This window comes from Parapedobacter brassicae (assembly GCF_051400755.1).
Taxonomy (GTDB): Bacteria; Bacteroidota; Bacteroidia; order Sphingobacteriales; family Sphingobacteriaceae; genus Parapedobacter.
Genome location: NZ_JBLFFL010000001.1, coordinates 769,972 through 794,678 on the forward strand (window position 1 = coordinate 769,972; position 24,707 = coordinate 794,678).

General features: G+C 48.6%; 39 protein-coding genes. 4 read left to right on the forward strand and 35 right to left on the reverse strand.

The window, feature by feature from the left end; all coding sequences use genetic code 11:
- Nucleotides 1-192 precede the first annotated feature (192 nt).
- From ACMGDE_RS03115 to recA, 4 genes are all read left to right on the forward strand, one after another.
- On the forward strand, nt 193-1,824 hold the full coding sequence (locus ACMGDE_RS03115; RefSeq protein ID WP_436831298.1) for a S8 family serine peptidase: 1,632 nt from the start codon (nt 193-195) through the stop codon (nt 1,822-1,824).
- Between the two features lie 150 nt (nt 1,825-1,974).
- Nucleotides 1,975-2,100: a hypothetical protein gene (locus ACMGDE_RS03120; RefSeq protein WP_436831299.1), complete on the forward strand. Its 126-nt coding sequence runs from the start codon at nt 1,975-1,977 to the stop codon at nt 2,098-2,100.
- Nucleotides 2,101-2,136: 36 nt separating this feature from the next.
- Entirely contained in the window at nt 2,137-2,796 is a 660-nt protein-coding gene (nth, locus tag ACMGDE_RS03125) for an endonuclease III (RefSeq protein WP_436831300.1), read from the forward strand.
- A gap of 32 nt (nt 2,797-2,828) precedes the next feature.
- On the forward strand, nt 2,829-3,836 hold the full coding sequence (gene recA / locus ACMGDE_RS03130) for a recombinase RecA (protein WP_436831301.1): 1,008 nt from the start codon (nt 2,829-2,831) through the stop codon (nt 3,834-3,836).
- Between the two features lie 25 nt (nt 3,837-3,861).
- Here the strand turns inward: recA and ACMGDE_RS03135 are convergent, their stop codons facing one another.
- The 35 genes from ACMGDE_RS03135 to rplC all read right to left on the reverse strand — a co-directional run bounded on the left by ACMGDE_RS03135 (nt 3,862) and on the right by rplC (nt 24,407).
- Nucleotides 3,862-4,182, reverse strand: a complete 321-nt coding sequence (locus ACMGDE_RS03135; RefSeq protein ID WP_436831302.1) for a heavy metal-binding domain-containing protein — start codon at nt 4,180-4,182, stop codon at nt 3,862-3,864.
- A gap of 68 nt (nt 4,183-4,250) precedes the next feature.
- Entirely contained in the window at nt 4,251-5,315 is a 1,065-nt protein-coding gene (locus ACMGDE_RS03140) for a M20 family metallo-hydrolase (protein WP_436831303.1), read from the reverse strand.
- Nucleotides 5,308-6,111, reverse strand: a complete 804-nt coding sequence (gene proC / locus ACMGDE_RS03145) for a pyrroline-5-carboxylate reductase (protein WP_436831304.1) — start codon at nt 6,109-6,111, stop codon at nt 5,308-5,310. Before proC ends, ACMGDE_RS03140 begins: the two co-directional genes overlap by 8 nt.
- Before the next feature lie 55 nt (nt 6,112-6,166).
- On the reverse strand, nt 6,167-6,961 hold the full coding sequence (gene argB, locus ACMGDE_RS03150; RefSeq protein ID WP_436831305.1) for an acetylglutamate kinase: 795 nt from the start codon (nt 6,959-6,961) through the stop codon (nt 6,167-6,169).
- 2 nt (nt 6,962-6,963) lie between these two features.
- Entirely contained in the window at nt 6,964-7,938 is a 975-nt protein-coding gene (locus tag ACMGDE_RS03155) for a Rossmann-fold NAD(P)-binding domain-containing protein (RefSeq protein ID WP_436831306.1), read from the reverse strand.
- Between the two features lie 11 nt (nt 7,939-7,949).
- The gene (locus ACMGDE_RS03160) at nt 7,950-9,098 is read right to left on the reverse strand and encodes an aspartate aminotransferase family protein (RefSeq protein WP_436831307.1); all 1,149 of its coding nucleotides are present in this window, start codon (nt 9,096-9,098) and stop codon (nt 7,950-7,952) included.
- A 130-nt stretch (nt 9,099-9,228) separates the two neighbouring features.
- Nucleotides 9,229-9,843 carry a 50S ribosomal protein L17 gene (gene rplQ / locus ACMGDE_RS03165; RefSeq protein ID WP_436831308.1) on the reverse strand — a complete coding sequence of 205 codons (615 nt, stop codon included), beginning with the start codon at nt 9,841-9,843 and terminating at the stop codon, nt 9,229-9,231.
- Nucleotides 9,844-9,987: 144 nt separating this feature from the next.
- The gene (locus tag ACMGDE_RS03170) at nt 9,988-10,980 is read right to left on the reverse strand and encodes a DNA-directed RNA polymerase subunit alpha (RefSeq protein ID WP_436831309.1); all 993 of its coding nucleotides are present in this window, start codon (nt 10,978-10,980) and stop codon (nt 9,988-9,990) included.
- A 91-nt stretch (nt 10,981-11,071) separates the two neighbouring features.
- Entirely contained in the window at nt 11,072-11,680 is a 609-nt protein-coding gene (rpsD, locus tag ACMGDE_RS03175; RefSeq protein ID WP_436831310.1) for a 30S ribosomal protein S4, read from the reverse strand.
- A 66-nt stretch (nt 11,681-11,746) separates the two neighbouring features.
- Complete coding sequence (rpsK, locus tag ACMGDE_RS03180; RefSeq protein WP_436831311.1) at nt 11,747-12,136, reverse strand: 30S ribosomal protein S11; 390 nt, start codon at nt 12,134-12,136, stop codon at nt 11,747-11,749.
- 16 nt (nt 12,137-12,152) lie between these two features.
- Nucleotides 12,153-12,530, reverse strand: coding sequence for a 30S ribosomal protein S13 (rpsM, locus tag ACMGDE_RS03185; RefSeq protein WP_436831312.1), 378 nt, complete (start codon nt 12,528-12,530; stop codon nt 12,153-12,155).
- A 17-nt stretch (nt 12,531-12,547) separates the two neighbouring features.
- Nucleotides 12,548-12,664 carry a type B 50S ribosomal protein L36 gene (gene ykgO / locus ACMGDE_RS03190; RefSeq protein ID WP_013665024.1) on the reverse strand — a complete coding sequence of 39 codons (117 nt, stop codon included), beginning with the start codon at nt 12,662-12,664 and terminating at the stop codon, nt 12,548-12,550.
- A gap of 49 nt (nt 12,665-12,713) precedes the next feature.
- Nucleotides 12,714-12,932 (reverse strand): translation initiation factor IF-1, encoded by a 219-nt coding sequence (gene infA / locus ACMGDE_RS03195; protein WP_013665023.1) that lies wholly within the window; start codon nt 12,930-12,932, stop codon nt 12,714-12,716.
- Nucleotides 12,933-13,004: 72 nt separating this feature from the next.
- Entirely contained in the window at nt 13,005-13,790 is a 786-nt protein-coding gene (gene map / locus ACMGDE_RS03200) for a type I methionyl aminopeptidase (RefSeq protein WP_436831313.1), read from the reverse strand.
- 8 nt (nt 13,791-13,798) lie between these two features.
- Entirely contained in the window at nt 13,799-15,133 is a 1,335-nt protein-coding gene (gene secY / locus ACMGDE_RS03205) for a preprotein translocase subunit SecY (RefSeq protein WP_436831314.1), read from the reverse strand.
- A 3-nt stretch (nt 15,134-15,136) separates the two neighbouring features.
- On the reverse strand, nt 15,137-15,586 hold the full coding sequence (rplO, locus tag ACMGDE_RS03210; RefSeq protein WP_436831315.1) for a 50S ribosomal protein L15: 450 nt from the start codon (nt 15,584-15,586) through the stop codon (nt 15,137-15,139).
- 64 nt (nt 15,587-15,650) lie between these two features.
- Nucleotides 15,651-15,830: a 50S ribosomal protein L30 gene (gene rpmD, locus ACMGDE_RS03215; protein WP_436831316.1), complete on the reverse strand. Its 180-nt coding sequence runs from the start codon at nt 15,828-15,830 to the stop codon at nt 15,651-15,653.
- A 5-nt stretch (nt 15,831-15,835) separates the two neighbouring features.
- Nucleotides 15,836-16,354 carry a 30S ribosomal protein S5 gene (rpsE, locus tag ACMGDE_RS03220; protein WP_188751169.1) on the reverse strand — a complete coding sequence of 173 codons (519 nt, stop codon included), beginning with the start codon at nt 16,352-16,354 and terminating at the stop codon, nt 15,836-15,838.
- 11 nt (nt 16,355-16,365) lie between these two features.
- Complete coding sequence (gene rplR, locus ACMGDE_RS03225; protein ID WP_436831317.1) at nt 16,366-16,719, reverse strand: 50S ribosomal protein L18; 354 nt, start codon at nt 16,717-16,719, stop codon at nt 16,366-16,368.
- A gap of 5 nt (nt 16,720-16,724) precedes the next feature.
- Nucleotides 16,725-17,282, reverse strand: coding sequence for a 50S ribosomal protein L6 (gene rplF, locus ACMGDE_RS03230; RefSeq protein ID WP_436831318.1), 558 nt, complete (start codon nt 17,280-17,282; stop codon nt 16,725-16,727).
- Between the two features lie 18 nt (nt 17,283-17,300).
- Complete coding sequence (rpsH, locus tag ACMGDE_RS03235) at nt 17,301-17,699, reverse strand: 30S ribosomal protein S8 (RefSeq protein ID WP_436831319.1); 399 nt, start codon at nt 17,697-17,699, stop codon at nt 17,301-17,303.
- 123 nt (nt 17,700-17,822) lie between these two features.
- Nucleotides 17,823-18,092 (reverse strand): 30S ribosomal protein S14, encoded by a 270-nt coding sequence (rpsN, locus tag ACMGDE_RS03240; protein ID WP_436831320.1) that lies wholly within the window; start codon nt 18,090-18,092, stop codon nt 17,823-17,825.
- On the reverse strand, nt 18,085-18,654 hold the full coding sequence (rplE, locus tag ACMGDE_RS03245) for a 50S ribosomal protein L5 (protein ID WP_436831321.1): 570 nt from the start codon (nt 18,652-18,654) through the stop codon (nt 18,085-18,087). Before rplE ends, rpsN begins: the two co-directional genes overlap by 8 nt.
- On the reverse strand, nt 18,654-19,004 hold the full coding sequence (gene rplX / locus ACMGDE_RS03250; protein ID WP_436831322.1) for a 50S ribosomal protein L24: 351 nt from the start codon (nt 19,002-19,004) through the stop codon (nt 18,654-18,656). Before rplX ends, rplE begins: the two co-directional genes overlap by 1 nt.
- A gap of 2 nt (nt 19,005-19,006) precedes the next feature.
- Complete coding sequence (gene rplN, locus ACMGDE_RS03255) at nt 19,007-19,375, reverse strand: 50S ribosomal protein L14 (protein WP_073405786.1); 369 nt, start codon at nt 19,373-19,375, stop codon at nt 19,007-19,009.
- Nucleotide 19,376: 1 nt separating this feature from the next.
- Nucleotides 19,377-19,631, reverse strand: a complete 255-nt coding sequence (rpsQ, locus tag ACMGDE_RS03260) for a 30S ribosomal protein S17 (RefSeq protein ID WP_436831323.1) — start codon at nt 19,629-19,631, stop codon at nt 19,377-19,379.
- A gap of 13 nt (nt 19,632-19,644) precedes the next feature.
- Nucleotides 19,645-19,878: a 50S ribosomal protein L29 gene (rpmC, locus tag ACMGDE_RS03265; protein WP_436831324.1), complete on the reverse strand. Its 234-nt coding sequence runs from the start codon at nt 19,876-19,878 to the stop codon at nt 19,645-19,647.
- Nucleotides 19,879-19,991: 113 nt separating this feature from the next.
- On the reverse strand, nt 19,992-20,414 hold the full coding sequence (gene rplP, locus ACMGDE_RS03270) for a 50S ribosomal protein L16 (protein ID WP_090628731.1): 423 nt from the start codon (nt 20,412-20,414) through the stop codon (nt 19,992-19,994).
- Between the two features lie 54 nt (nt 20,415-20,468).
- Nucleotides 20,469-21,314 (reverse strand): 30S ribosomal protein S3, encoded by an 846-nt coding sequence (gene rpsC, locus ACMGDE_RS03275; RefSeq protein WP_436831325.1) that lies wholly within the window; start codon nt 21,312-21,314, stop codon nt 20,469-20,471.
- Nucleotides 21,315-21,325: 11 nt separating this feature from the next.
- The gene (rplV, locus tag ACMGDE_RS03280; protein ID WP_436831326.1) at nt 21,326-21,760 is read right to left on the reverse strand and encodes a 50S ribosomal protein L22; all 435 of its coding nucleotides are present in this window, start codon (nt 21,758-21,760) and stop codon (nt 21,326-21,328) included.
- Nucleotides 21,761-21,766: 6 nt separating this feature from the next.
- Nucleotides 21,767-22,033, reverse strand: coding sequence for a 30S ribosomal protein S19 (rpsS, locus tag ACMGDE_RS03285; protein WP_436831327.1), 267 nt, complete (start codon nt 22,031-22,033; stop codon nt 21,767-21,769).
- Nucleotides 22,033-22,857, reverse strand: a complete 825-nt coding sequence (rplB, locus tag ACMGDE_RS03290) for a 50S ribosomal protein L2 (RefSeq protein ID WP_436831328.1) — start codon at nt 22,855-22,857, stop codon at nt 22,033-22,035. The genes rpsS and rplB overlap by 1 nt, the downstream gene beginning before the upstream one ends.
- Before the next feature lie 6 nt (nt 22,858-22,863).
- Complete coding sequence (rplW, locus tag ACMGDE_RS03295) at nt 22,864-23,154, reverse strand: 50S ribosomal protein L23 (RefSeq protein WP_436831329.1); 291 nt, start codon at nt 23,152-23,154, stop codon at nt 22,864-22,866.
- A gap of 1 nt (nt 23,155) precedes the next feature.
- Complete coding sequence (rplD, locus tag ACMGDE_RS03300) at nt 23,156-23,785, reverse strand: 50S ribosomal protein L4 (RefSeq protein WP_436831330.1); 630 nt, start codon at nt 23,783-23,785, stop codon at nt 23,156-23,158.
- A gap of 4 nt (nt 23,786-23,789) precedes the next feature.
- Nucleotides 23,790-24,407: a 50S ribosomal protein L3 gene (gene rplC, locus ACMGDE_RS03305; RefSeq protein WP_436831331.1), complete on the reverse strand. Its 618-nt coding sequence runs from the start codon at nt 24,405-24,407 to the stop codon at nt 23,790-23,792.
- Between the last annotated feature and the right edge of the window lie 300 nt (nt 24,408-24,707).

The window sequence follows — 24,707 nt, forward strand, 5'->3', positions numbered from 1 at the left end:
AATGAAAGAATTATAATCATTCCGTTAAACCTTTTCATGGGATATTTATCAAACTTAGGCAACTTGCATGCTAAATGCAGGTTGCTGATCTCTCATCTGCCATTGAGAAATTCATGCTCAGATGAAACTTTAACAATTACCTCGTGACAATAAACATTATATTTGCCCGCACACATTAAATTAGACCACTGTATGGCGTTCCACAGGTTGCTCAACGCGTTTTTCATTGCCCTGCTCCCGTTATTTTCTCTTGGACAAACGAAAGAAAAACCTCCTGCTAATTGGTTCAATCTCGATTTTGAGCGGGATGGTGTCATGGGTATCAGTACTGAAAAAGCCTATGAACTGCTGTTGAAAGACAAGAAAAGCACACCGGTAGTGGTAGCCGTCATTGATGGCGGTGTAGACGTGAATCACGAGGATCTCCATGATATCATTTGGATCAATGAAAAGGATAGTGCATCCACAGGTGCTGATGCGGATGACAACGGCTATATCAACGATAAATACGGTTGGAATTTCCTGGGTAATGCCAACGGCGAAAATGTACAATATGATAATATGGAGGTGACGCGCCTCATCAGGGACCTCGAGCCGGAATATGTATCCGTATTACCCTCTACCCCCATGAGCGGAGAGGAGCGTCGGGAGTTTCAGGAATATCAAAAAATGGTTACCTATTACGCCAATAAGATGCAGGAGGCGCGGTTTGGCCAAATCAGTTATGCCGACTTGAAACGCACGATAGACACCATGGTGGTCCGCATGGGCAAAGACAAACCCACGCTCGCTGATTTTGATACCTACCGGCCAGAAGGCGATCTGGAAAAGATGGCCTTAAAGATTGTCAGGAAAGAGCTGAAAGACGAACCGGATTTCAGCAAATTCTATGAAGAGCTGGAGGAAGGTGTGGAACATTTCAATAATCAGGTCAATTACCACCTCAACAAAGAATATGACCCTCGCCACATCATAGGCGATGACTACGAAAACAGCCGTGAGCGCGATTACGGCAATCCCGATGTGGTAGGACCCGATGCCGAACACGGCACGCACGTAGCCGGCATCATCGGCGCCATCCGGGATAATGATACCGGCATTAAAGGCGTAGCTGACAATGTACGCATTATGGCGCTGCGTACCGTGCCCGATGGCGATGAGCGCGATAAAGATGTGGCCAACTCGATCCGCTACGCGGTAGAAAATGGAGCCAAGGTCATCAACATGAGTTTTGGCAAAGCCTTCGCCAAGGATAAGCAGGTGGTGGACGACGCCGTGCGTTTTGCCATGGAAAACGATGTGCTCATCGTACACGCTGCCGGAAACGATGGCCAAGACAACGATGCTGACCCCAATTTCCCCAATCGCAATTACGTCGATAGCCTAGGGATCAACAAAGGCGAGGCCGGTGCCTGGATAGAAGTGGGCGCTACCCATTGGAAAAACGATGGTGATCTGGTCGCCTCCTTTTCTAACTATGGTCGCCGATCAGTGGATGTATTCGCGCCTGGAGTCGATATTTACTCCACCATGCCGGGTTCGACCTATAAAGACCAGCAGGGCACCAGTATGGCATCTCCTGTGGTAGCCGGATTAGCGGCACTGATACGCTCGTATTATCCAACGCTTCCGGCCATGGAGGTGAAACGTATCATCATGCAATCCGTCACACGGGTAGACCAACGGGTCAAGGTAACCGGGCCGGAAGGTCAGAACATGCGGGTGTCGCTGAATGAGATCTGTGTGACCGGCGGAATCGTCAATGCTTATAAAGCCCTTCAATTAGCCGAACAGCAAGCGGCAGAACCGACGCGCAAGAAATAAGCCTCAAAAACGTTACAGTATCCATACTAATATTCGTTTTGTCGCGTTGTAATAAAATATATATCCGCGCTTATGATAGAAACGTGTACAAAAAAAAACTCACCCCGAGGGGTTATTAGAAAACTAGAACGAGAATTCATCCGACTGGATATGGACGATCAACTGTTCTACGATTTCCTGAAAAGCAAGATGGATACCCTGCTCCAGCAACCGCAAACCAGAAGTGTAAACAAAATCACGTCGTATTCGAAAACCTGGCGAACACCTGCGGGCTGATTTAGTCTTTGTTTGTAATTTTCCCTATGTTTGGCTATGCTCAAAAAAGAACGATACCGGGCATTTGTGGACTATTTTTCGGCGCATAATCCCGATGCGCAAACCGAATTGAATTACAGCAACCCTTACGAGCTTCTGGTAGCGGTGATCTTGTCCGCCCAATGCACAGACAAACGCATCAACCAAGTAACCCCTGCATTATTTAACCGCTTTCCGGATGCCGAAAGCCTCGCGGCCAGCACGTCCGATGAGGTGTATACGTACATCCGGAGCGTAAGCTATCCGAATAATAAGGCTAAACACTTGGTAGGCATGGCACAAACGCTAATCCACGACTTCGATGGTGTAATACCCCATACAGTGGATGATCTGCAAAAGCTGCCAGGTGTTGGGCGCAAGACCGCTAATGTCATCGCTTCAGTCGTGTATCAGGCCCCGGCTATCGCCGTAGATACCCATGTATTCCGCGTAGCCAACCGCATTGGGCTTACCGATGATGCAAAGACGCCCCTCGCAGTGGAAAAGCAGTTGGTAAAATATTTACCCAAAGATACTTTGGCGATTGCCCATCATTGGCTAATTTTACATGGACGATACATCTGCCTTGCCCGTAAGCCGAAGTGTGATGAGTGCCCCATCACCTGGATGTGCCGGTATTTTGAAAAAACGAAAAAAATTAGTAAAATAATAAAATAAATCATACCTTTGACTAAATAATTACTAAATCAATGAGCAATCAAGACAAACTAAAGGCCTTACAGCTGACGTTAGATAAACTGGAAAAATCTTACGGCAAAGGTGCCGTCATGAAATTAGGTGATTCGGCAGTGGAGCCTATTGATGCTATTTCAACGGGTTCCATCGGATTGGATATTGCATTGGGCATCGGTGGCGTGCCAAAGGGCCGGGTAATCGAGATCTATGGCCCCGAGTCTTCCGGTAAAACAACATTGGCCACCCATATCATCGCAGAGGCGCAGAAGAAAGGCGGTATTGCGGCCATCATCGACGCCGAGCATGCATTTGACAAGTACTATGCTAAAAAGCTCGGCGTAGATATCGAAAACCTGTTGATATCCCAACCGGACAACGGTGAACAGGCGCTCGAAATCGCCGACAACCTCATCCGGTCCGGTGCCATTGACGTCATCGTCATTGACTCCGTAGCCGCTTTGGTACCCAAGGGAGAAATCGAAGGCGAAATGGGTGATTCAAAAATGGGTCTTCAAGCCCGCTTGATGTCCCAAGCGCTGCGCAAGCTCACGGGCACCATCTCCAAGACCAACTGCTGCTGCATCTTCATCAACCAGCTGCGTGAAAAGATCGGCGTGATGTTCGGCAACCCCGAGACAACCACCGGCGGCAACGCCCTCAAATTCTATGCTTCGGTACGGCTTGATATCCGCCGCATGGCGCAGATCAAGGACGCAGATGAGGTGTCAGGTAATCGCGTGAAGGTAAAGATCGTGAAAAACAAGGTCGCTCCTCCTTTCCGTATTGCCGAATTCGACATCCTATTCGGCGAGGGCATATCCAAATCCGGAGAAATCATCGACTTGGGCGTCGATTTCAACATCATCAAAAAATCCGGTTCGTGGTTCAGCTACGGTGACACCAAGCTCGGCCAGGGGCGCGATGCGGTGAGGACGCTGCTGCTTGACAATCCGGACCTGATGGATGAATTGGAAGCAAAGATCAAAGCGGAAGTAACCGCAGAGAAACTGGAGGAGCTGTAAATAAGCTCCTTTTTTTGCCCTACGTTTATTCGAGCACCACCGCCGTGCCGCTGGCGGTGACCATCAGCATACTGCCGCCACTGCCTACGGTTTCGTAGTCGAGGTCTACGCCAACCACTGCGTTGGCACCCAAAGACGCGGCATATTGCTGCATCTCGTAAACAGCCGTCTCCTTGGCTTCCCGTAATACTTTCTCGTAAGATCCTGACCGGCCTCCTACAATATCACGTAGGCCCGCAAAAATGTCTCTGAAAAAATTGGCCCCAATAATGGTCTCACCGCTCACTAAGCCAATATACTTCACGATTCGTTGCCCCTCTACCTGGGGTGTTGTTGTAATAAGCATAATTGTCCTTTTTTTCTCTTGGATGCTCGCCGTAGAAAAAAGTTACAACCTATGCCGTCTCGAGTTCACTAACCCTTCACCACCCGGTCAAGTATCGCGATATACAACCGGATCCCTTCACCTATTTCATCCACATCAATGTATTCGTCTGCCATATGCGAGCGGGCCGAGTCACCCGGACCGAGTTTGAGTGATGGAATATCGAGCAGCGCTTGATCACTGGTAGTCGGAGAACCATACGTGGTTCGCCCAAGTGCCAAACCCGCCCTCACGATGGGATGGTCTTTGGGAATAGATGAAGGCTTAAGCCTTACCGAGCGGGGTTTGACTTCACAGCTCACATGCTGGCGGATGATTTCGAGCACCTCCTCATTACGGTAGGCATCGGTTACCCGCACATCCACGACAAACTCACAGGTGGCGGGCACCACATTATGCTGCGACCCCGCGTGGATAACGGTCACACTCATCTTGATCGGGCCAAATGCTTCGGACTCCTTGGCGAAACGGTAGCCAACAAACCATTCGATATCCTTGAGGGCCTTATAGATGGCATTATCCCCCTCTTCCCGCGCTGCATGTCCCGCTTTGCCGTGTGCAACACAATCCAACACCATCAAGCCCCGTTCGGCCACGGCCAATTGCATGAGCGTAGGCTCGCCCACGATCGCGAAATCCAACGGACCCAAATCCGGAATAACCAACTCTAGTCCGTTGACCCCGGAGATTTCCTCTTCCGCGGTAGTGGCAATACAGAAATTATACCGAAGTCCTTCCTGCGCGTAAAAGTGCAGAAACGTCGCTATTAAAGACACCAAACATCCGCCAGCGTCGTTGCTGCCCAATCCATATAACTTACCGTCTTCGATATCCGGCGAAAACGGGTTACGCGTATACCCTGTATTAGGCTTCACCGTGTCGTGATGCGAATTGAGCAAGACGGTGGGTTTCGTTGGATCGAAAAATTTATTGTATGCCCATACATTGTTCATCTTGCGGTGCGTGCGTACGCCCCGCTGCTGCAGAAATCGTTCGATGACATCTCCGGTTAGGTTCTCTTCTTTACTGAAAGAAGGGATCCGGATCAGGTCACGCAACAAAGATGTGCTATCTTGGATCAGCTTATCAATCATTATACAGTCCTCCTGCTTTCAGCGCAGACAGTTTGATACCCTTGATAAACGCTGAGCTAAATCCATGATGTTCCATTTCATTCAGTCCGGCAATAGTACATCCCTTGGGAGAAGTAACCTTATCGATTTCGCTTTCAGGATGGCTTTGGGTCTGCAGCAGCAGGTCGGCCGCGCCTTTGGCCGTCTGTACCGCCATTTTCAGTGCATCATGGGCATGAAAGCCGATCTCAACACCCCCCTGAGAAGCGGCGCGGATGCTGCGGAGGAAAAAGGCAATCCCACAGGCACAGAGCGCGGTTGCCGAAGTCATGAGGTCCTCATTGATGGTGACTACGGCACCTACCGTTTCGAACATCTTCGTCACCCGCTCCAATTGGTCGTCAGATGCATTGTCAGATGCGATACAGGTCATCGACTGCCCGATCGCGATGGCTGTATTGGGCATTGCGCGGATGACTTGTACATTATTGCCCAGCTTGTCGCGCACATTGGCACAGGTAACACCCGACACCACCGATACCACGGTTTGCCTTTCCGGTGACACCGCGGGGGCAATTTCTTCCAGTACCTTTTTCAGTTGCTGCGGCAGTACCGCCAATACGATAACGCTGGCGTCGTAGATGGCCACCTTATTGTTGTCGCTCACGTTGAACCCTTTGGCAGCCTCTTCGCTGAGCGATTTCAGGCTGCGCCGCGTCAGGGTGATGTCTTCGGCCCGGCAATACGCCTTGTTTACCAATCCCCTGGCCAATGAGAGACCAATGTTGCCGCTTCCGATGATGGTAATCTTACTCATTATATATGGTTTAAAAATGCTGTCGTAATACTAAAATTGTAAATCGTAAGTCTAATCACCGTATCAATCGGGTGCCGAACTGCCGTTCGCGCAACAAATGAAGATCATCAGCGTGACCTATGCATACCTCGCTGACTCCCTTAGCGATGGCGTCAAATGCATTATGCAGCTTAGGCACCATGCCATCCGCTACGATCCCATCGGCTTTCAGTTGCTCAAATTCTCCGGCGCGGATCTCCGCAATGGCCGAGTCATCATCGTTGACATCACGCAATACGCCCCGCTTTTCAAAACAATATACCAACGAAGTATCGTACCGTCCGGATAGGGCCACAGCCAATGCCGAAGCGATCGTATCGGCGTTGGTATTCAGCAGTTGTCCATGCCCATCATGGGTAATGGCCGAAAAAATCGGTGTAAAGCCGGCGTCCACTAATGTCGCTATGGCATCGGCGTCCACCGATCCCGGCAGGATATCCCCTACAAACCCATAGTCGATGTCACTCACCGGTCGCTTCACGGCCTTGATCGTATTCCCGTCAGCTCCGCTGAGTCCGATTGCATTGCACTTCTGCGCCTGCAGCGTAGCCACGATCTGCTTATTGGTCAAGCCCGCATATACCATGGTCACCACACGCAACATTGCTTCGTCGGTGATGCGGCGACCCTCCACCAGCTTCGCCTCAACGCCAAGGTCGCCCGCGATCCGCGTAGCGATCTTACCGCCACCGTGTACGAGCACTTTATTTCCCCTTAGGGTGGTAAAACGCTCAAGAAAACGACTTAGTCCTTCGGAATGGTCGATAATATTACCACCGATTTTAATCACCCATAAACGTGACGTTCCCATAATTATATCTTACTGACCGATTCTTCTAACAAACGTTTCAGCACCGCCTGCGCTGCCCAGACCCGATTACCCGCCTCTTGGATCACTAGGGATTGAGGACCATCCAGCACTTCGCTCGCCAGCTCAACATCGCGGCGTACGGGCAAACAATGCATCACTTTGGCGTTGCTCGTCAGTGCAAGTTTGTTATTGTCAAGCATCCACTGCCCTTCAACCGCATGAATTTTCCCATAGTCCTCATACGAAGACCAGTTCTTCACATATACAAAGTCCGCTCCCTCCAAGGCCGCGTCCAGCGTGTGGGTTATCGACGCCCCTGGAGTGAAACTTTCAGCAAGCGTATATCCCGCCGGATGTGCAATCGTGAAATCAACCATGCCCTCCGCCTGTGCCCGGCACATCCATTCGGCAAACGAATTGGGCACCGCCTGTGGCAAGGCCTTTACATGGGGTGCCCATGCCAGTACCACCTTGGGGCGTGCTGTACCCTTCCATTGTTCCTTGATCGTAATCAGGTCCGTAAGGCTTTGCAGCGGATGGCGGGTAGCGCTTTCGAGACTTATCACAGGTACCCCGCAAAAGCGGATAAATTTCTTGAATAGCTCCTCGCTATAATCCTCCTCACGATCCTGCAACCTCGGAAACGACCGTATACCTAAGATGTCGCAATACTGTCCCATCACGGCTGCGGCTTCGCGGATATGCTCTACCGTGTTACCATCCATCGCTACGCCGTCCCTCGTCTCCAGCGCCCAGCCATCCTTATCCATGTTCATCACCATCACCTCCATTCCCAGATTCAACGCTGCCTTTTGTGTGCTCAGGCGTGTGCGCAGGCTCGGGTTGAGAAATACCAGGCCCAGCGTCTTTCGTTGGCCCAACTGTTCGTAGCCAAAAGGATTACGCTTCAGCATCAAGGCCTCATCTACGATACCGGACAGGTTCGCTACGTCCGCGACCGAAAAAAATTGCTTCATAGGACTATATTTTATCTACTGAGGTACACGCCTTTCAACCGTTCGTCCAATGCCTCCAAAAACCGGTCGGCATGTGCCTTCGTCAAGCTCAACGCTGGAAGCAATCGGATGACGTTTGGTTTGGCCTCGCCTGTGAAGATACGGTTTTTGGCCAACAAATCTCGCTTGACCGAGGCGAACCGCTCCGGCAAATCGATGCCAATCATTAACCCCCGCCCACGGACCTCCCGGATCATATCAAATTTGCCAAGCTCCTCCGTGAGGTAATGGCCCACTTCGGCCGCATTACGCATCAGTGTTTCTTCCTGCATCACTTCCAATACCGCCAACGCCGCGGCGCAGGCCAAGTGGTTGCCGCCAAAAGTGGTGCCCAGCATGCCAAACCAAGGCTTAATCTTTGGCGATATCGCGATGGCCCCAATGGGAAAACCATTGCCCATCCCTTTGGCCATGCTATAAATATCAGCCTCCACTTCAGCATGATCATGCGAATAGAACTTACCCGTTCGGCCGTATCCGCATTGTACGGAGTCGGCGATGAACACCGCACCGTACTGCTCCGTCAGCGTACGGATTTTCCGCAGGAAGTCGCCCGAGGCCACCTGAATGCCCCCGACCCCCTGTATACCTTCGATAATGACCGACGAAATTAATTCTCCATAGGATGCGAATGCATTTTCTAAGGCTTCTATGTCGTTGAATGGTAAAAAGGTAACGTTATCCGTCTCGTTCACCGGTGCGACGATCTTGGGATTATCGGTGGCCGCCACCGCCAATGATGTACGCCCATGGAAAGCGCCTTTAAACGCAATAACCTTTTTCCGTCCGTTATGGAAGGAAGCTAGTTTCAGTGCGTTTTCATTGGCTTCTGCCCCCGAGTTACACAGAAACAACTGATAATCCTTCTTTCCGGATACATCGCCCAACAGTGCGCCCAATTGTCGTTGCAAGGGCATTTCCACCGAGTTGGAATAAAAACCAATTTTATTCAATTGCTCGGTGATCCGTTTTACGTAATGGGGATGCGTGTGGCCGATGGAAATAACGGCATGACCGCCGTATAAATCAAGGTATTCATTTCCCTGCGCGTCCCATACGATACTGCCTTTGGCGCTGGCGATGGCAATGGGATTAATGGGGTATACGTCAAATAAGTTCATGTGTTGTCAAAATTAAAAAGAGTTTGTCAAATGCAACTAACTGATCAAATAATAATGATGAAAAACGTCCCAATAAAAAAACCCGCTTTTTTTTCAAAAACGGGTTTAACTCATTCACCAAACCAATCGCTTAGTCTTTCTTCTTCCCTTCCTTTGGCGTTTCTTCCGTTTCTGTGGTGTCGTCTTCGGCTCCAGTTGCTTCAGCAACCGTGGCTTCCGGCGTTTCAGGTGACTCTTCGGCTGCTGGCTCGGTTACCACTTCCTCTTCGGTCGTGTTCTCCGTAGCTACCTCAGCAGGGGCAGCGCCTGTCGCACCGGCTTTCTTCTTGCCTCCGCGTCGTCGTGTAGACTTGCGTTCTGTCGTCGCACCATTCTTTTGGTACACCTCATTATAATCCACTAACTCGATGAATGCCATTTCGGCGTTGTCACCCATCCGGTTTTCCAACTTAATGATGCGTGTGTAACCACCCGGACGGCTAGCCACTTTCTCCGAGATTTCACGGAACAGTATCGTCACAGCATCCTTGTCTTGCAAGTAGCTGAATACCGTACGGCGTGAATGCGTGGTATCACTCTTGGATTTGGTAATCAATGGTTCTACATATTGGCGCAATGCTTTGGCTTTGGCCAGGGTAGTGGTAATGCGCTTGTGCTTGATCAGCGAAGTGGCCATGTTAGACAACATCGCTTTACGATGACTTGCTGTGCGGCCTAAGTGGTTGAATTTTTTTCCGTGTCTCATTTTGATTTTAAAATTTGTGCATACCGTTCTTTCGAAGTCAAAAGTTAAAAACCAAAAGCATGACGGCTGTTAATTTTTACTTTTTATTTTTACTTTTTCCTTTGCCAAGAGGAATTATGCAACAGGTCGCTATTTATTTACTACTTATTCTTCGTCCAGTTTGTATTTTGACAAGTTCATTCCAAACGACAAACCTTTCGACTTTACCAGTTCCTGAATTTCACTCAGGGATTTCTTGCCGAAGTTCCTGAATTTCAGCATGTCGGCCACATCATACGTCACCAACTCAGCAAGCGTGCGGATGTCAGCTGCTTTCAGGCAGTTAAGTGCACGTACCGACAAATCCAAATCGACCAATTCGGTCTTCAGGATCTTGCGCATGTGCAGGATCTCCTCATCTACCACCTTCGTCTCTTCCTTGGCTTGCGATTCGAGCAGCATATTTTCATCAGAGAAGAGCATAAAATGCTGAATCAAAATCTTGGCGGCTTCCTTGAGCGCATCTTCAGGATGGATAGAGCCGTCGGTCGAGATATCCAACAACAACTTTTCATAGTCGGTCTTCTGCTCGACGCGGTAGTTCTCGATAGTATACTTTACGTTCTTGATCGGCGTAAAAATCGAGTCCACAGCAATCACGCCCACCGGACCGTCCGTTACCTTGTTTTCCTCCGCATTCACGTATCCCCTTCCTTTATTGACAGTGATTTCCACCTCCAGCGTCACCGAGCTTTCCATATTACAGATGACCAGGTCTGGGTTCAGCACGGTAAAATTGGTAGAAAAATTGGTGATGTCTCCAGCAGTCAGTTGATCTTGTCCATTGACCACCATGAAGATCTTCTCAGAATCACCCATTTCTCCTGTCTTCTTGAAACGCACCTGTTTCAGGTTCAGGATAATCTCGGTAACATCTTCCACGACACCTTTGATGGTAGAAAATTCGTGTGATACACCTGAGAAACGAACCGATGTGATTGCATATCCTTCTAAAGAGGACAGTAGAATACGGCGTAAAGCATTACCAATGGTCACACCGAAACCTGGCTCCAATGGACGAAATTCAAACGTGCCATCGAAATCCGTGGATTTCTGCATGATAACTTTATCAGGTCGTTGAAATGCTAAGATTGCCATTTAACTTATTCTTAATGTTTGTTTACAATAATTGCTATACAGCAGAAATAGCATAGACTAACAAACAGCCCATGCTTTCTCCGCTCATTACTTATTTGGAGTACAACTCGACAATTAAGTTTTCTTTGATATTCTCAGGAATCTCGGTGCGTTCCGGATAATTGAGGAATTTACCCGTCAGCTCGTTTGCGTTCCACTCCAACCAACTGAATTTGTTGATCTTGTGGCCAGCCACTGTGCTGGCAATCGCTTCAAGCGATTTTGAGCGCTCACGGACCGCCACCACGTCACCGGGACGGAGGCTGTATGAGGGGATGTTCACCAATTCGCCGTTTACGGTGATATGTTTATGGCTCACCAACTGACGAGCAGCTGAACGTGTGGGCGCAATGCCTAAGCGATAAACTGTATTGTCCAAACGGGCTTCCAGCAATTTCAGGAATACCTCACCGGTGATACCGTGTTTCGACGAGGCCTTTGCAAACAGGTTGGCAAATTGCCGTTCCAAAACACCATAGGTATATTTGGCTTTCTGTTTCTCCAGCAACTGCACGGCATATTCCGATTGTTTGCCTCTACGCTTTGAAACCCCGTGCTGTCCGGGAGGGTAATTTTTGCGCTCCAGCGCTTTGTCGGGCCCGAAAATAGGTTCTCTAAATTTCCGGGCAATTTTGGACTTCGGTCCTGTATATCTCGCCATATAATTGTTGGTTTTAAAGTATCGTTCAGCCTATAGCTGAAGAATCTTAGCTTTAAAAAATTGTTATTATACTCTTCTACGTTTGGGGGGGCGGCATCCATTGTGGGGCAGCGGCGTAATGTCTTTGATAGCCATTACTTCAATACCCGAATTTTGCAAGGTCCGGATGGCCGACTCGCGTCCGGCACCAGGGCCTTTTACGAAAACCTCCACTTTGCGCAATCCCAAATCGTGAGCCACTTTGCCGCAGTCACCAGCCGCTTGAGAAGCCGCATAAGGGGTGTTTTTCTTAGATCCCTTGAAGCCCATTTTGCCGGCACTTGACCACGAGATGGTCTGTCCCTGATTGTTGGTAAGCGTAACGATGATGTTATTAAAGGTAGCGTTGATATGCGCCTGGCCAACAGGCTCGATGGCAACGATACGCTTCTTGCTTACTTTTTTACTCTTAGCCATTGTCTCTTCTCAATTATTATTTAGTAGCTTTTTTCTTATTTGCAACAGTCTTGCGCTTGCCTTTCCGTGTGCGCGAATTGTTCTTCGTGCGTTGACCGCGGACAGGCAGGTGCTTGCGGTGGCGAAGGCCGCGGTAGCAACCGATATCCATCAAACGTTTAATATTCAATTGAACTTCCGAACGGAGTGCACCTTCTACTTTGATCTCCTCGTTGATGACGTTCCGGATGGCCGACAACTGCTCGTCATCCCAATCCTGTACCTTCACGTTGTAGTCGATACCGGCCTTATTCAAAATACGTTGGGCAGTAGACCGGCCAATTCCATAGATGTAGGTGAGGCCAATCTCTCCTCTTTTGTTTTTCGGTAAATCTATACCTGCAATCCTTGCCATATTAATTATTTACGATGTTATCCCTGACGTTGCTTAAACTTCGGGTTCTTCTTATTGATTACAAATACTTTGCCTTTGCGACGGATAATCTTGCAATCCGCGCTACGCTTCTTGATGGATGCTCTGACTTTCATGATCTTTATATTATCAGGACTCTGCTTTTTTGTTTTTACTTTTAACTTATCACTTATATCGATACGTTATTCTTCCTTTTGTCAAATCGTATGGCGACATCTCCAGTTTTACCCGGTCTCCAGGTAAAATCTTAATGTAATGCATCCGCATTTTCCCCGAAATATGGGCGATGATCTCATGCCCATTCTCCAGCTCCACACGAAACATGGCGTTGGAAAGTGCTTCTTTAATGACTCCGTCTTGCTCAATTGAGGCTTGTTTAGCCATATAGTCTTGATTATTATCTAATTATACCCCAATACAAACAGGGATGCAAAGATAAGCAAAAAAAATTGTTTGTCAACCCTTTTTATTCAAAACTTCATCAATATAGTCAAACGTCGTCAGTATATCTGGCGTCCCCTTCCGGATGGCTACCATATGCTCGTAATGGGCTGATGGTTTGCCGTCTACGGCGCTTACCGTCCACCCGTCGTCCCAAAACTTCACCCCTGCCTTCCCCATGTTAATCATGGGCTCTATGCAGATGACCAGCCCTTCCTCCAGTTTGACTCCCGTGCCCCGTTTCCCATAGTTGGGTACCTCGGGTTTCTCATGAAGCTTATAGCCTACTCCGTGGCCCACCAACTCCCTTACAATACCATAGCCGTATTGGCTTACGTGTTCCTGCACCGTAAAGGCGATATCTCCGACTCGTTTGCCGGCTACGGCTTGCCTCGTAGCGAGCTCCAGCGACTCCAATGTCACCCGCAGGAGCTGCCGGACATCATCGCCCACCTCTCCCACCTCAAATGTATAGGCCGAATCACTGATAAAGCCGTCCAGTTCTACTCCGCCGTCAACGGAGACGATGTCTCCATCCTTCAGCTCATAGGCACTGGGTATACCGTGAACCACCTGATCGTTTACCGAAATGCACAGGGAATTAGGGAAACCGTTATAGTTCAAGAAGGCCGGCCGACCGCCGTGGTCCTGTATATATGCATAAGCCAGCTTGTCTAATGACAATGTCGTGACACCCGGCTTAATTTCCTTGGCTATTTCACCCAGCAACCGCGAAAGTACATTGGCTGACTTTCGCAGTTGCTCGATATCCTCGGCAGACTTGTAATAGACTTTAGACATGCTAAAGGTTATATGACTGATTGAGTAGGTCCTGAACTCACGGGGGTACGCCCCTTTATCCGTCCAGTCTTCATCAACCCGTCATAATGACGCATCAGCAGATGGCTTTCGATTTGCTGCAAAGTATCCAACACCACCCCAACTAAAATAAGCAACGACGTACCGCCATAGAAATGCGCAAACTGATTATTCACTCCGAAAAGGCTGGCAATGGCGGGCATGATGGCAATAATGGCCAAGAAAACCGCTCCTGGCAGTGTAATCTTGGATATCACGCTGTCGATATAAAAATTAGTCGCTTGTCCGGGTTTAATGCCGGGGATAAACCCGCCGTTTTTCTTCATATCCTCAGACATCTGCTGTGGATTGACCATGATCGCCGTATAGAAAAACGTAAACGCAATGATCAATATGGAAAACGTCACGTTATACGCCACTGACGTATAGTTGCTCAGCGATGTCAAAAACGGAGACTGCAGATCAGGGAAAAACTGGCTAAGGCTCATCGGCACAAACATAATGGCCTGCGCGAAGATGATGGGCATCACCCCTGCCGCATTTACTTTCAGGGGAATATACTGCCGCACACCGCCATACTGCTTGTTCCCTACGATCTTCTTCGCATATTGTACCGGTATTTTGCGGACACCCTGTACAATGAGTATCGTGAAGATGACCACAAAAAACAACGCAATAAATTCCAGCAACAGCGGAATTGGGCCGCCGCCGCCCGTACTCATGCGAGAGAACCACTCGGCGGTAATCCCACTCGGCAATTGAGCAATGATACCGACCATGATGATCAACGAAATACCGTTGCCGATCCCCTTATCGGTAATCTTCTCGCCCAACCACATGACAAACAATGTCCCCGCCGTCAGTACAAACGCCGCCAATATCGTAAACATGGGATCCGCAATCATTTTCGCACCCCCATCTATTTGCGTACGAACGTAGGCAACAGATTGCACCAAGGTGATGCCCAGCGTGAGGTAACGCGTGATCTGGCCCATCTTTTTGCGCCCGCTTTCGCCCTCTTTCTGCATTTTCTGGAAATAAGGCACTGCTATCCCCAATAGCTGCACCACGATAGATGCCGAGATATAGGGCATTACCCCTAATGCGAATATTGCCGAACGGGAAAATGACCCTCCGGCAAACATATCCAGCAATCCAAGCAGCCCTTCCTTGGCTTCAGTCTGAAGCGCGGCCGGATTGACCCCCGGAAGCACAATATGGCATCCAATACGGTAGATCAATAAAAAGAGAAGCGTATTCAAAATACGCGTTCTTAGATCATCGATCTTCCAGATATTGGTTAAGGTTGTAATTAGCTTCTTCATGTATTAAAGTTTTACGATCGAGCCTCCTGCAGCTTCAATCGCTTGTTGTGCCGTGGCTGAAAACGCATGTGCTTTTACCTCGATCTTCAAGGTCAATTCCCCTCTGCCCAAAATCTTCACCAAGTCGCTTTTTTTCGAAACCAACCCGTGTGACTTCAATGCATCAAAGTCAATAACAGACAACTTGAATTTATCTGCCAGTCCTTGCAGAACATCCAGGTTGATCCCTACATATTCCACCCGATTGAGGTTTTTGAAACCAGATTTTGGCACACGCCGCTGCAAAGGCATCTGTCCGCCTTCAAAGCCGACTTTCGAACTATGGCCTGAACGCGATTGAGCCCCCTTGTGTCCCCGGGTTGACGTGCCTCCGCGTCCCGAACCGGTACCACGGCCTATGCGTTTCCCGCTCTTTACTGATCCTGCTGCTGGTTTTAGATTACTTAAATTCATCTCTCAAATTCATATTATGCTGCACCTTCGCTTTCACTATACAGGCACAGCGATTAAACGTATGTTATACTTGCTCTATTGCCACAAGGTGATTAACCTTGCGCACCATACCGATGATAGAAGGCGTGGCTTCCACTTCCACTGTGTGGTTGATCTTGCCAAGACCCAATGCTTTAATCGTACGCTTTTGGCGCTCACTCCTATCGATGATGCTCTTTATTTGGGTGATTCTGATCTTTGTCATGATAGTTATCCGTTAAATACCTTATTCAAATCCACACCACGCTGTTGGGCCACGGTATAAGCATCGCGCATTTTCAACAAGGCATCGATGGTTGCCTTCACTACGTTGTGCGGGTTGGATGAGCCCAATGATTTGGCCAATACATCGGTGACGCCAGCGCTTTCCAATACCGCACGCATGGCACCGCCGGCCAATACGCCCGTACCGTGTACGGCGGGTTTGATCAGCACATTACCGCCTGAATACTTGCCATATTGTTCGTGAGGTACTGTGCCTTTGATGATTGGCACTTTAATCAAGTTTTTCTTCGCGTCATCGATTCCCTTCGTGATGGCCTCGGTTACCTCCTTGGCTTTGCCCAATCCATAACCCACTACGCCATTCTCATCGCCCACTACCACGATGGCAGAAAAGCTGAATGTACGGCCGCCCTTGGTTACTTTGGCTACACGCTGGATACTGACCAAGCGATCCTTCAATTCGATTTCGCTCGACTTTACTCTTTTTATATTGCTTAATGACATGTTCTCGATGATTAAAAATCCAAACCGGCTTCCCGGGCACCTTCGGCGAGTGATTTTACCCGGCCGTGGTATAGATACCCATTACGGTCAAAAACTACTTTACTAATTCCCGCTGCCAATGCCTTCTCCGCAATCAGTTTACCCACAGCCTTAGACTGGTCTACTTTATTGCCTGATGCAGCGAAATCCTTAGCCAAGGACGATGCCGAGACCAGGGTTACGCCCGCTTGGTCATCAATCACCTGCGCATATATTGCTTTATTACTCCTGTATACGGATAAGCGTGGGCGTTCCTGAGATCCAGCAACATGCTTTCTGATCCCCTTTTTGATACGCTCCCTACGCGAAACTTTACTTCCTGCCATGGTTACTATTTTTTAGCTGCTGATTTACCTGCTTTGCGACGCAACTGCTCACCAGCAAATTTAATACCTTTTCCTTTGTAGGGCTCTGGTGCACGCAATGAACGGATCTTTGCGGCCACTTGTCCCAATAATTGCTTGTCGATAGACTCCAGTGTGATGGTTGGGTTTTTCCCTTTTTCAGCCGTCGTGGTTACTTTCACTTCCTTCGGAAGGATAAGCACCACCTGGTGCGAAAAACCCAGCGTCAGATCAAGCGTGCTTCCTTGTGCGCTGGCGCGGTAACCCACACCCACTAATTCTTGGACAGTTTTATACCCATCGGTGACACCGACTACCATATTGTTCAGCAGCGAACGGTACAAACCATGGAGGGCCTTATGCCGCTTTTGTTCCGTAGGGCGCTTTACCAACAGCTTGCCATCCTCTTGCTCCACCTGTATATCCTTATCTACCTGCTGGCTCAGCTCACCTTTGGGGCCTTTCACCGTCACTAGGTTTTGATCCGATACCGTTATCGTCACCCCTGTGGGTATGGCGATAGGTGCTTTTCCAATTCTTGACATTTTGTGTGCTCCTCCTGATTAATATACGTAACATAAAACTTCGCCGCCGACATTTTGAAGACGGGCCTCCTTATCGGTCATCACACCTTTCGAAGTAGAAAGGATGGCGATTCCCAAACCGTTCAACACACGTGGCATCTCATCCACTCCCGCATATTTCCTCAGACCAGGCTTGCTCACACGTTTCAAGGTGCGGATAGCAGGTACTTTGCTCACCGGATGATATTTCAGGGCAATCTTGATGATGCCTTGTATTGTTTCATCCTCAAATTTGTAATTCGCAATGTAACCTTTATCAAAAAGCACTTTCGTAATCTCTTTCTTGAGGTTCGATGCAGGAATTTCTACAACCCTGTGGTTGGCCTTGATGGCATTCCTTACTCGGGTAAGGTAATCCGCTATTGGATCTGTATTCATCTATATATTCATTGTGATAACGGTATCCTTCAGCCACCATGGCTTCCGGACCTATTACCGGTTAATAATTCATTTTTCTTCTGGGCCACCAATCACTCACCACCAGTCACCCACCACCCATCACTACCAGGAAGCTTTCTTCACGCCCGGGATCTTTCCAGCCAACGCCATTTCGCGGAAGGTTACCCGTGAGATGCCAAACTGGCGCATGTAGCCCCTAGGGCGTCCGGTCAGCTTGCAGCGGTTGTGCAAACGGACAGGAGAAGCGTTCTTGGGCAGCTTATCGAGCGCCTCATAGTCGCCGGCAGCTTTCAGGGCAGCGCGTTTCTCTGCATATTTCGCCACCAATTTGGCGCGCTTAATTTCGCGTGCTTTAATTCCTTCTTTAGCCATTAGTTACTGTATTTTGATTTTTGAATGGTAATCCAAACTGTTTCAACAATTCCAACGCCTCAACGTCTGTCTTTGCGCTGGTTACAAAGGTAATATCCATTCCCTGGATTTTATTGATTTTGTCAATATCAATCTCTGGAAATATGATCTGCTCGGTGATTCCCAACGTATAGTTGCCACGGCCGTCAAAACCTTTGTCATTGATGCCGCGGAAATCGCGGATCCGTGGCAGCGCTACGGCTACCAACCGATCAAGAAACTCATACATCTTGCTGTCGCGGAGGGTGACACGCACACCAATCGGCATTCCTTTACGGAGCTTAAAATTGGAGATGTCCTTCTTCGACTTGGTTGCTACGGCTTTCTGACCGGTGATCAATGTCATTTCATTGATGGCATTGTCTATTAATTTCTTGTCAGCAGTAGCAGCACCTACCCCTTGGCTCACCGCTATCTTTTCCAGCTTGGGCACCTGCATGACGCTCTTATATTGAAACTTCTCTTTCAGCGTCGTACGGATCTCATCCTTATATTTCGCCTTCAGTCTTGGTACGTAAGTCATTAGTCAATTTCCTCCCCTGATTTTTTTGCAATACGAACGATTTTCTTCTTGCCGTCCACTTCCTTCAATTTACGCCCGATACGAGTAGGTTTCCCAGATTTCGGGTCTACAAAAGCGAGATTGGAGATATGGATCGCGGCCTCCTTTTCAATGATTCCCCCATTGGGGTTGGCTGCACTCGGCTTGGTGTGTTTCTTCACGATATTCACCCCTTCCACGATCGCCCTGTTTTCGGCTATGAATACCTCCAACACTTTACCCTGAGTACCTTTGGAATTGCCAGAAATGACTTTTACCAAATCTCCCGTACGGATTTTAATCTTATGTGTCGATGTCTTTGTCTGTCCCATGATTATAATACCTCCGGTGCTAATGATACGATTTTCATGAACTGCTTTTCACGCAATTCCCGAGCTACCGGGCCGAAGATACGTGTTCCGCGAGGTTCATCCTGATTGTTCAACAATACGGCAGCATTGTCGTCAAAGCGGATATAGGATCCATCCTTGCGGCGGATCTCTTTTTTCGTCCTTACGACCACTGCCTTGGAAACCGTTCCTTTTTTTACGTTTCCTGAGGGCAAAGCACTTTTCACAGTAACAACGATCTTGTCGCCAATTGATGCATAACGCTTGCCGGTACCGCCCAATACGCGAATGACTAATACTTCCTTAGCCCCGCTATTGTCGGCCACATTGAGTCTTGATTCCTGTTGTACCATGTTACTTAGCCCTTTCTAAAATTTCTACTAAACGCCAATTCTTGGTCTTGCTCAGCGGACGCGTTTCCATGATCAACACCGTGTCGCCGATACCGCACGTGTTGTTTTCGTCATGAGCCTTGAATTTGGTAGTTTTCTTTAGGAACTTGCCATAGATCGGGTGCTTCACTTTACGTTCCACTGCCACCACGATGGATTTGTCCATTTTGTTACTCACTACCAAGCCGATCCTTGTTTTTCTTAAATTTCTTTCCATTTCGACTTTCTGTTTATGCCTCAGCGGCTGTTTCATTTGCTGCGCTGGCCGCTTTTTCGGCCTTTTTACGCTTCGTCAACTCGGTCATCAAGCGGGCGATTGTTTTACGCCCGTACTTAATCCGGTTTGGATTCTCTATTGCTGAAACAGCATGTGCAAATTTCAATTTGGTGAGGGCAGCCTTCTCTTCAGCGATCTTGGCCACTAAATCCTCGTTTGACAATTCTACGATTTCTGAATTTTTCATCTCTATTCATTGTTTTACCGGATATCTGCTTCCGATTACTCCCACGGTTTAACACCCCGTAGCGGCTTGCCGGTAACGGCGGCAAGACCAGTGGCAGACAGCGCCAGTTTCATTTACGCTTGTTCGTAGTCTCTACGTATCACAAACTTCGTTTGTACAGGCAGCTTTTGTGCGGCAAGGCGCAAGGCCTCCTTGGCTACTTCCAGGGGCACGCCTTCTGCTTCAAACAGCATGCGTCCGGGACGCACTACTGCTACCCAATATTCTGGAGCACCTTTACCCTTACCCATCCGTACCTCTGCAGGCTTCTTAGTCACGGGCTTATCCGGGAAAACACGGATCCACACCTGACCTTCACGTTTCATATAACGGGTTACCGCAATACGAGCTGCTTCGATCTGGCGGCTGGTAATCCACGCCGGCTCCATTGACTTGATACCGAAAGATCCGAAAGCCAACTCCGCCCCACGGGTGGCGTTGCCTTTCATGCGCCCTTTCTGCATCTTCCTGAACTTTGTTCTTTTTGGCTGTAACATGTTCGTATCTTAATTAACGCTGCCGATAGGCAGTTGCTATTTTTTAAAAATTACTTAACCTCTCCTGTTCTGGCCGCCACGATTTCCACCGCCACCACGGTTCTGTCCGGGTCCTCCGCCACGGCGTTGATCGCCGCCACCGCCACCACGACGGTCATTGCTCCGACGATCGCCACCGCCGCCTCTGCGGCTATCACCCCGGAACTCGCCAGTAGCACCTTCGGTACGTGGCTTCACCCCTGAAGTCTGACCCACGTTGGGAGACAGGTCGCGTTTACCATACACTTCGCCCTTGCATATCCACACCTTCACACCAATCTTACCATACGTGGTCAATGCTTCTACCAATGCGTAGTCGATGTCCGCGCGGAAGGTATGCAATGGGATACGTCCTTCTTTATATTGCTCGGTACGGGCCATTTCAGCGCCGCCCAAACGTCCTGCGCACATAATCTTGATGCCTTCAGCACCCATGCGCATCGTCGAAGCAATTGAAGTCTTCATCGCGCGACGGAAGGAGATGCGCGCCTCGAGCTGCTTGGCAATGCCCTCAGCCACCAGGTGTGCTTCCAGTTCCGGACGCTTGATCTCGAAAATATTGATCTGAACATCTTTCTTGGTCAGCTTCTTCAACTCCTCTTTGATCTTATCCACTTCCTGTCCGCCTTTACCGATGACAATGCCCGGACGCGCGGTGTGGATCGTCACCGTGATGCGCTTCAATGTACGCTCGATGACCACCTTGGATACGCCACCCTTTGCGATACGAACCGACAGATATTTACGGATCCGCTCGTCCTCCACTAATTTATCGGAATAGTTTTTGCCTCCGAACCAATTGGAATCCCAACCTTTGATGATTCCTAATCTGTTACCTATTGGATTTGCTTTTTGTCCCATTACTTGATAAATTAGTTTTGTGTTGCGTTGTTCTTGCTGTCCACTACCAACGTGACGTGATTCGAGCGCTTACGGATACGGTATCCACGGCCTTGCGGTGCCGGACGTAACCGCTTCAATTGGCGTCCTCCGCCCACGAATACTTCTTTGACGAACAATTCGCTTTCTTCCACGGACTTATCTTCATTTTTTGTTTCCCAGTTCTTGATGGCTGAGAGCAGCAGTTTTTCTACACGGATCGCTGCTTCCTTATTCGTATGCTTCAAGATGTACAAGGCATGCTCTACTTTTTCGCCGCGGATCAGATCTACCACCAACCGCATCTTACGAGGCGAGGTAGGGCAATTCAATAATTTGGCAGTAGAAGCTCCTCCTACCTGAGCCTTTTCCTGCTCTTTGCGCTGTTTGATAATAACAGACTTCTTTAGTTTTCGTGTTGCTTCCATTGCCTATTACTTTTTCTTTTCTGCGTGCCCCCTGAATGTGCGCGTTGGCGCAAATTCACCGAGCTTGTGACCTACCATGTTTTCCGTTACATATACGGGAATAAATTTATTGCCATTGTGCACGGCAAAGGTATGGCCAACAAAATCCGGCGAAATCATGGATCTACGAGACCAAGTCTTGACTACCGATTTCTTGTTTGTTTCATTCATAGAAAGAACTTTTCTTTCTAAGTTGTGGTCGATATAAGGACCTTTTTTTACTGAACGAGCCATTATTTCTTCCTTCTCTCAATAATGTAACGATTCGATACTTTCTTCTTGCTGCGGGTTTTGTAGCCTTTGGCCAACAGCCCTTTACGTGAACGCGGATGACCTCCCGAAGCACGGCCTTCGCCACCACCCATCGGGTGATCTACCGGGTTCATGGCCACACCACGTACGCGTGGGCGGCGTCCCAGCCAACGTTTCCGTCCCGCTTTACCCAATACTTCATTGGCTTTCTCCGCATTGGATACCGAGCCGATCGTGGCTAAGCAAGTAGCCAATATCATGCGGCTTTCACCAGACGGCAACTTAATGATCGCATATTTACCATCGCGGGCAGACAGCTGCGCATACGTGCCGGCGCTGCGGGCAATAGTCCCCCCTTGTCCTGGGTTCAATTCAATGTTGTGAACGATGGAACCCAAGGGAATGTTCTGCAAGGGCAGGGTGTTGCCGATTTCGGGAGCTACTTTCTCGCCCGATACAATCGTCTGCCCTACTTTCAATCCCGTCGGCGCGATGATATAACGCTTTTCGCCATCCGCATAATGCAACAAGGCAATACGTGCTGAACGGTTGGGATCATACTCTATCGTGGCAACTGTTGCGGGGATATCTTTTTTATCGCGTTTAAAATCAATCAATCGGTATGCTTTTTTATGCCCCCCACCGATGTAACGCATAGTCATTTTACCGGAATTATTTCTACCGCCTGACTTCTTGATCTTCACAACCAACGACTTCTCAGGAACGTTGGTGGTGACATCCGAATAGACACCGCCTACTCGGAAGCGGGTGCCAGGGGTAACCGGTTTGAATCTTTTAACTGCCATCTCTAATTATATAGTACTGTAAAAGTCAATCGTTTCGCCATCCTTGATCGTGATGATGGCCTTCTTATACTTCGGGGTTTTTCCGGATACAAAACCAGCTTTCGTATAGCGGTTCTTGGCTTTGCCGGCTACCACGATGGTATTCACCGCCAGGACCGTCACGCCGAACATTTGCTCTACGGCTTGCTTAATCTGTATCTTGTTCGCCCTGTGGTCCACTTTGAAAGCATAGCGGTTTAGCTTTTCAGTAAGCAACGATGCTTTCTCAGTCAATACGGGTTTCTTGATAATTTCCATATTACTTGGCAAATGCCTCCTCCAATATTTTAACAGAAGCGGTGGTCAACAAAAGCTTACCGGCGTTCAACACGTCATAGGTGTTCAGCTCACCGGCTGTGATCACTTTTGTTTTCTTCAGATTTCTGCTTGATAAATAAACGTTGTTGTCTTGTGCGGATAAAACCAATAAGGTTTTTTCAGCGGCGATGTTCAAGCTATTTACCAGGTTTACATAGTTCTTGGTTTTGATGGAATCGAAGTTCACTTCGTCCAACACCAATATGTTGTTTTCCTTGGCCTTATAACTCAATGCAGACTTACGTGCCAATGCTTTGAGCTTCTTATTCAGCTTGAAGCTATAGTCCCGGGGCTGCGGACCGAAGATCCGGCCACCACCGTTGAACAAAGGGGATTTAATACTACCTGCACGGGCACCACCTGTTCCCTTTTGCTTATGCAGTTTGCGCGTAGAGCCCGCGATTTCATTACGCTGCTTGGATTTGTGTGTACCTTGACGCTGGTTAGCGAGGTATTGCTTCACATCCAAGTAAATCGCATGGTCGTTGGGTTCTACCCCAAATACCGATTCAGGAAGTTGCACCTTGGCACCTGTTTCTTTACCTGATATATTTAAAACGTTAACTTCCATCTCCTTATTTATCTACGATTACGTAAGAACCTTTGGCTCCGGGGATAGAACCACTGATCACGATCAGGTTTTCCGCTTCATAAACCTTCAATACTTGCAGGTTTTGAACCTTTACACGGTCACCCCCGGTACGGCCTGCCATACGCATGCCTTTGAATACGCGCGACGGCCATGACGAGGCACCCAATGAACCGGGTGCACGCAAGCGGTTGTGCTGTCCGTGGGTAGCCCCACCAACACCACCGAAGCCGTGACGTTTCATTACACCCTGGAAACCTTTTCCTTTTGAAGTACCTACCACATCCACATACTCACCTTCTTCAAAAATGGAAACAGTCACCACGTCGCCAAGTGTTTTCTCGTCGGGGAAGGTTTTAAATTCTACCATTTTACGCTTGGGCTCGGTCTTCGCTTTGGCGAAGTGCCCTTTCAAAGGGGCCGAAGTGTTCTTCTCTTTCGCATCATCGAAAGCGAGTTGAACAGCGGAATAGCCATCCTTTTCATCCGTGCGTATCTGCGTTACCACGCACGGGCCAGCTTCGATCACCGTACATGGGATGTTTTTCCCGTCGGCATCGTAAATGCTGGTCATTCCTACTTTTTTTCCAATAATTCCTGACATGTTTCTATTAATCTATTAACGTCCATCGAAGCAGTAGGGCTTCGTTCAAGACATACCATCCCCTCAAAAGGGACGGCAAAGATAGGAAACTTACTTTAAGTATCAAATAGTTAGTAAATTATTTTTTTACTTTTCCTATTGGGCGTCGCTTCGCGTCTCGTCTGAAGCCGAACTACCCAACGTTTGGCAAACCAATTGACGTTTCTATTGTTCTCTTTTTATCTCTATGACAAACTTCATCGATACGGAGCGTGATCCTCGCACAGTATGGGGCTGACCGATTACGATACGCCAACAGCT

Bases quoted from the DNA above. Each gene is read 5' to 3' on its own strand.
- rplP (WP_090628731.1), bottom strand. From the start codon at position 20,414: ATGTTACAGCCAAAAAGAACAAAGTTCAGGAAGATGCAGAAAGGGCGC.
- ACMGDE_RS03115 (WP_436831298.1), top strand. From the start codon at position 193: ATGGCGTTCCACAGGTTGCTCAACGCGTTTTTCATTGCCCTGCTCCCG.
- rpsN (WP_436831320.1), bottom strand. From the start codon at position 18,092: ATGGCTAAAGAAGGAATTAAAGCACGCGAAATTAAGCGCGCCAAATTG.
- rpsM (WP_436831312.1), bottom strand. From the start codon at position 12,530: ATGGCAAGGATTGCAGGTATAGATTTACCGAAAAACAAAAGAGGAGAG.
- rpsH (WP_436831319.1), bottom strand. From the start codon at position 17,699: ATGAATACAGATCCAATAGCGGATTACCTTACCCGAGTAAGGAATGCC.
- ACMGDE_RS03160 (WP_436831307.1), bottom strand. From the start codon at position 9,098: ATGAACTTATTTGACGTATACCCCATTAATCCCATTGCCATCGCCAGC.
- ACMGDE_RS03135 (WP_436831302.1), bottom strand. From the start codon at position 4,182: ATGCTTATTACAACAACACCCCAGGTAGAGGGGCAACGAATCGTGAAG.
- rpmD (WP_436831316.1), bottom strand. From the start codon at position 15,830: ATGACAAAGATCAGAATCACCCAAATAAAGAGCATCATCGATAGGAGT.
- ACMGDE_RS03140 (WP_436831303.1), bottom strand. From the start codon at position 5,315: ATGATTGATAAGCTGATCCAAGATAGCACATCTTTGTTGCGTGACCTG.
- rpsS (WP_436831327.1), bottom strand. From the start codon at position 22,033: ATGGCTCGTTCAGTAAAAAAAGGTCCTTATATCGACCACAACTTAGAA.
- rpsK (WP_436831311.1), bottom strand. From the start codon at position 12,136: ATGGCTAAGAGTAAAAAAGTAAGCAAGAAGCGTATCGTTGCCATCGAG.
- rplV (WP_436831326.1), bottom strand. From the start codon at position 21,760: ATGGAAGCAACACGAAAACTAAAGAAGTCTGTTATTATCAAACAGCGC.
- ACMGDE_RS03155 (WP_436831306.1), bottom strand. From the start codon at position 7,938: ATGAAGCAATTTTTTTCGGTCGCGGACGTAGCGAACCTGTCCGGTATC.
- rplW (WP_436831329.1), bottom strand. From the start codon at position 23,154: ATGGAAATTATCAAGAAACCCGTATTGACTGAGAAAGCATCGTTGCTT.
- rplB (WP_436831328.1), bottom strand. From the start codon at position 22,857: ATGGCAGTTAAAAGATTCAAACCGGTTACCCCTGGCACCCGCTTCCGA.
- rpmC (WP_436831324.1), bottom strand. From the start codon at position 19,878: ATGAAAAATTCAGAAATCGTAGAATTGTCAAACGAGGATTTAGTGGCC.
- rplF (WP_436831318.1), bottom strand. From the start codon at position 17,282: ATGTCAAGAATTGGAAAAGCACCTATCGCCATACCCACAGGGGTGACG.
- rpsQ (WP_436831323.1), bottom strand. From the start codon at position 19,631: ATGGAAAGAAATTTAAGAAAAACAAGGATCGGCTTGGTAGTGAGTAAC.
- rplO (WP_436831315.1), bottom strand. From the start codon at position 15,586: ATGAATTTAAGTAATCTAAAACCAGCAGCAGGATCAGTAAAGAGCGGG.
- rplN (WP_073405786.1), bottom strand. From the start codon at position 19,375: ATGGTACAACAGGAATCAAGACTCAATGTGGCCGACAATAGCGGGGCT.
- rplR (WP_436831317.1), bottom strand. From the start codon at position 16,719: ATGGCAGGAAGTAAAGTTTCGCGTAGGGAGCGTATCAAAAAGGGGATC.
- rpsC (WP_436831325.1), bottom strand. From the start codon at position 21,314: ATGGGACAAAAAGCAAATCCAATAGGTAACAGATTAGGAATCATCAAA.
- rpsD (WP_436831310.1), bottom strand. From the start codon at position 11,680: ATGGCGAGATATACAGGACCGAAGTCCAAAATTGCCCGGAAATTTAGA.
- rpsE (WP_188751169.1), bottom strand. From the start codon at position 16,354: ATGTCATTAAGCAATATAAAAAGAGTAAAGTCGAGCGAAATCGAATTG.
- nth (WP_436831300.1), top strand. From the start codon at position 2,137: ATGCTCAAAAAAGAACGATACCGGGCATTTGTGGACTATTTTTCGGCG.
- rplD (WP_436831330.1), bottom strand. From the start codon at position 23,785: ATGGAAGTTAACGTTTTAAATATATCAGGTAAAGAAACAGGTGCCAAG.
- rplC (WP_436831331.1), bottom strand. From the start codon at position 24,407: ATGTCAGGAATTATTGGAAAAAAAGTAGGAATGACCAGCATTTACGAT.
- proC (WP_436831304.1), bottom strand. From the start codon at position 6,111: ATGAGTAAGATTACCATCATCGGAAGCGGCAACATTGGTCTCTCATTG.
- ACMGDE_RS03120 (WP_436831299.1), top strand. From the start codon at position 1,975: ATGGACGATCAACTGTTCTACGATTTCCTGAAAAGCAAGATGGATACC.
- rplQ (WP_436831308.1), bottom strand. From the start codon at position 9,843: ATGAGACACGGAAAAAAATTCAACCACTTAGGCCGCACAGCAAGTCAT.
- ACMGDE_RS03170 (WP_436831309.1), bottom strand. From the start codon at position 10,980: ATGGCAATCTTAGCATTTCAACGACCTGATAAAGTTATCATGCAGAAA.
- rplE (WP_436831321.1), bottom strand. From the start codon at position 18,654: ATGACTTACGTACCAAGACTGAAGGCGAAATATAAGGATGAGATCCGT.
- secY (WP_436831314.1), bottom strand. From the start codon at position 15,133: ATGAAGAAGCTAATTACAACCTTAACCAATATCTGGAAGATCGATGAT.
- argB (WP_436831305.1), bottom strand. From the start codon at position 6,961: ATGGGAACGTCACGTTTATGGGTGATTAAAATCGGTGGTAATATTATC.
- map (WP_436831313.1), bottom strand. From the start codon at position 13,790: ATGTCTAAAGTCTATTACAAGTCTGCCGAGGATATCGAGCAACTGCGA.
- rplX (WP_436831322.1), bottom strand. From the start codon at position 19,004: ATGGGACAGACAAAGACATCGACACATAAGATTAAAATCCGTACGGGA.
- infA (WP_013665023.1), bottom strand. From the start codon at position 12,932: ATGGCTAAACAAGCCTCAATTGAGCAAGACGGAGTCATTAAAGAAGCA.
- ykgO (WP_013665024.1), bottom strand. From the start codon at position 12,664: ATGAAAGTCAGAGCATCCATCAAGAAGCGTAGCGCGGATTGCAAGATT.
- recA (WP_436831301.1), top strand. From the start codon at position 2,829: ATGAGCAATCAAGACAAACTAAAGGCCTTACAGCTGACGTTAGATAAA.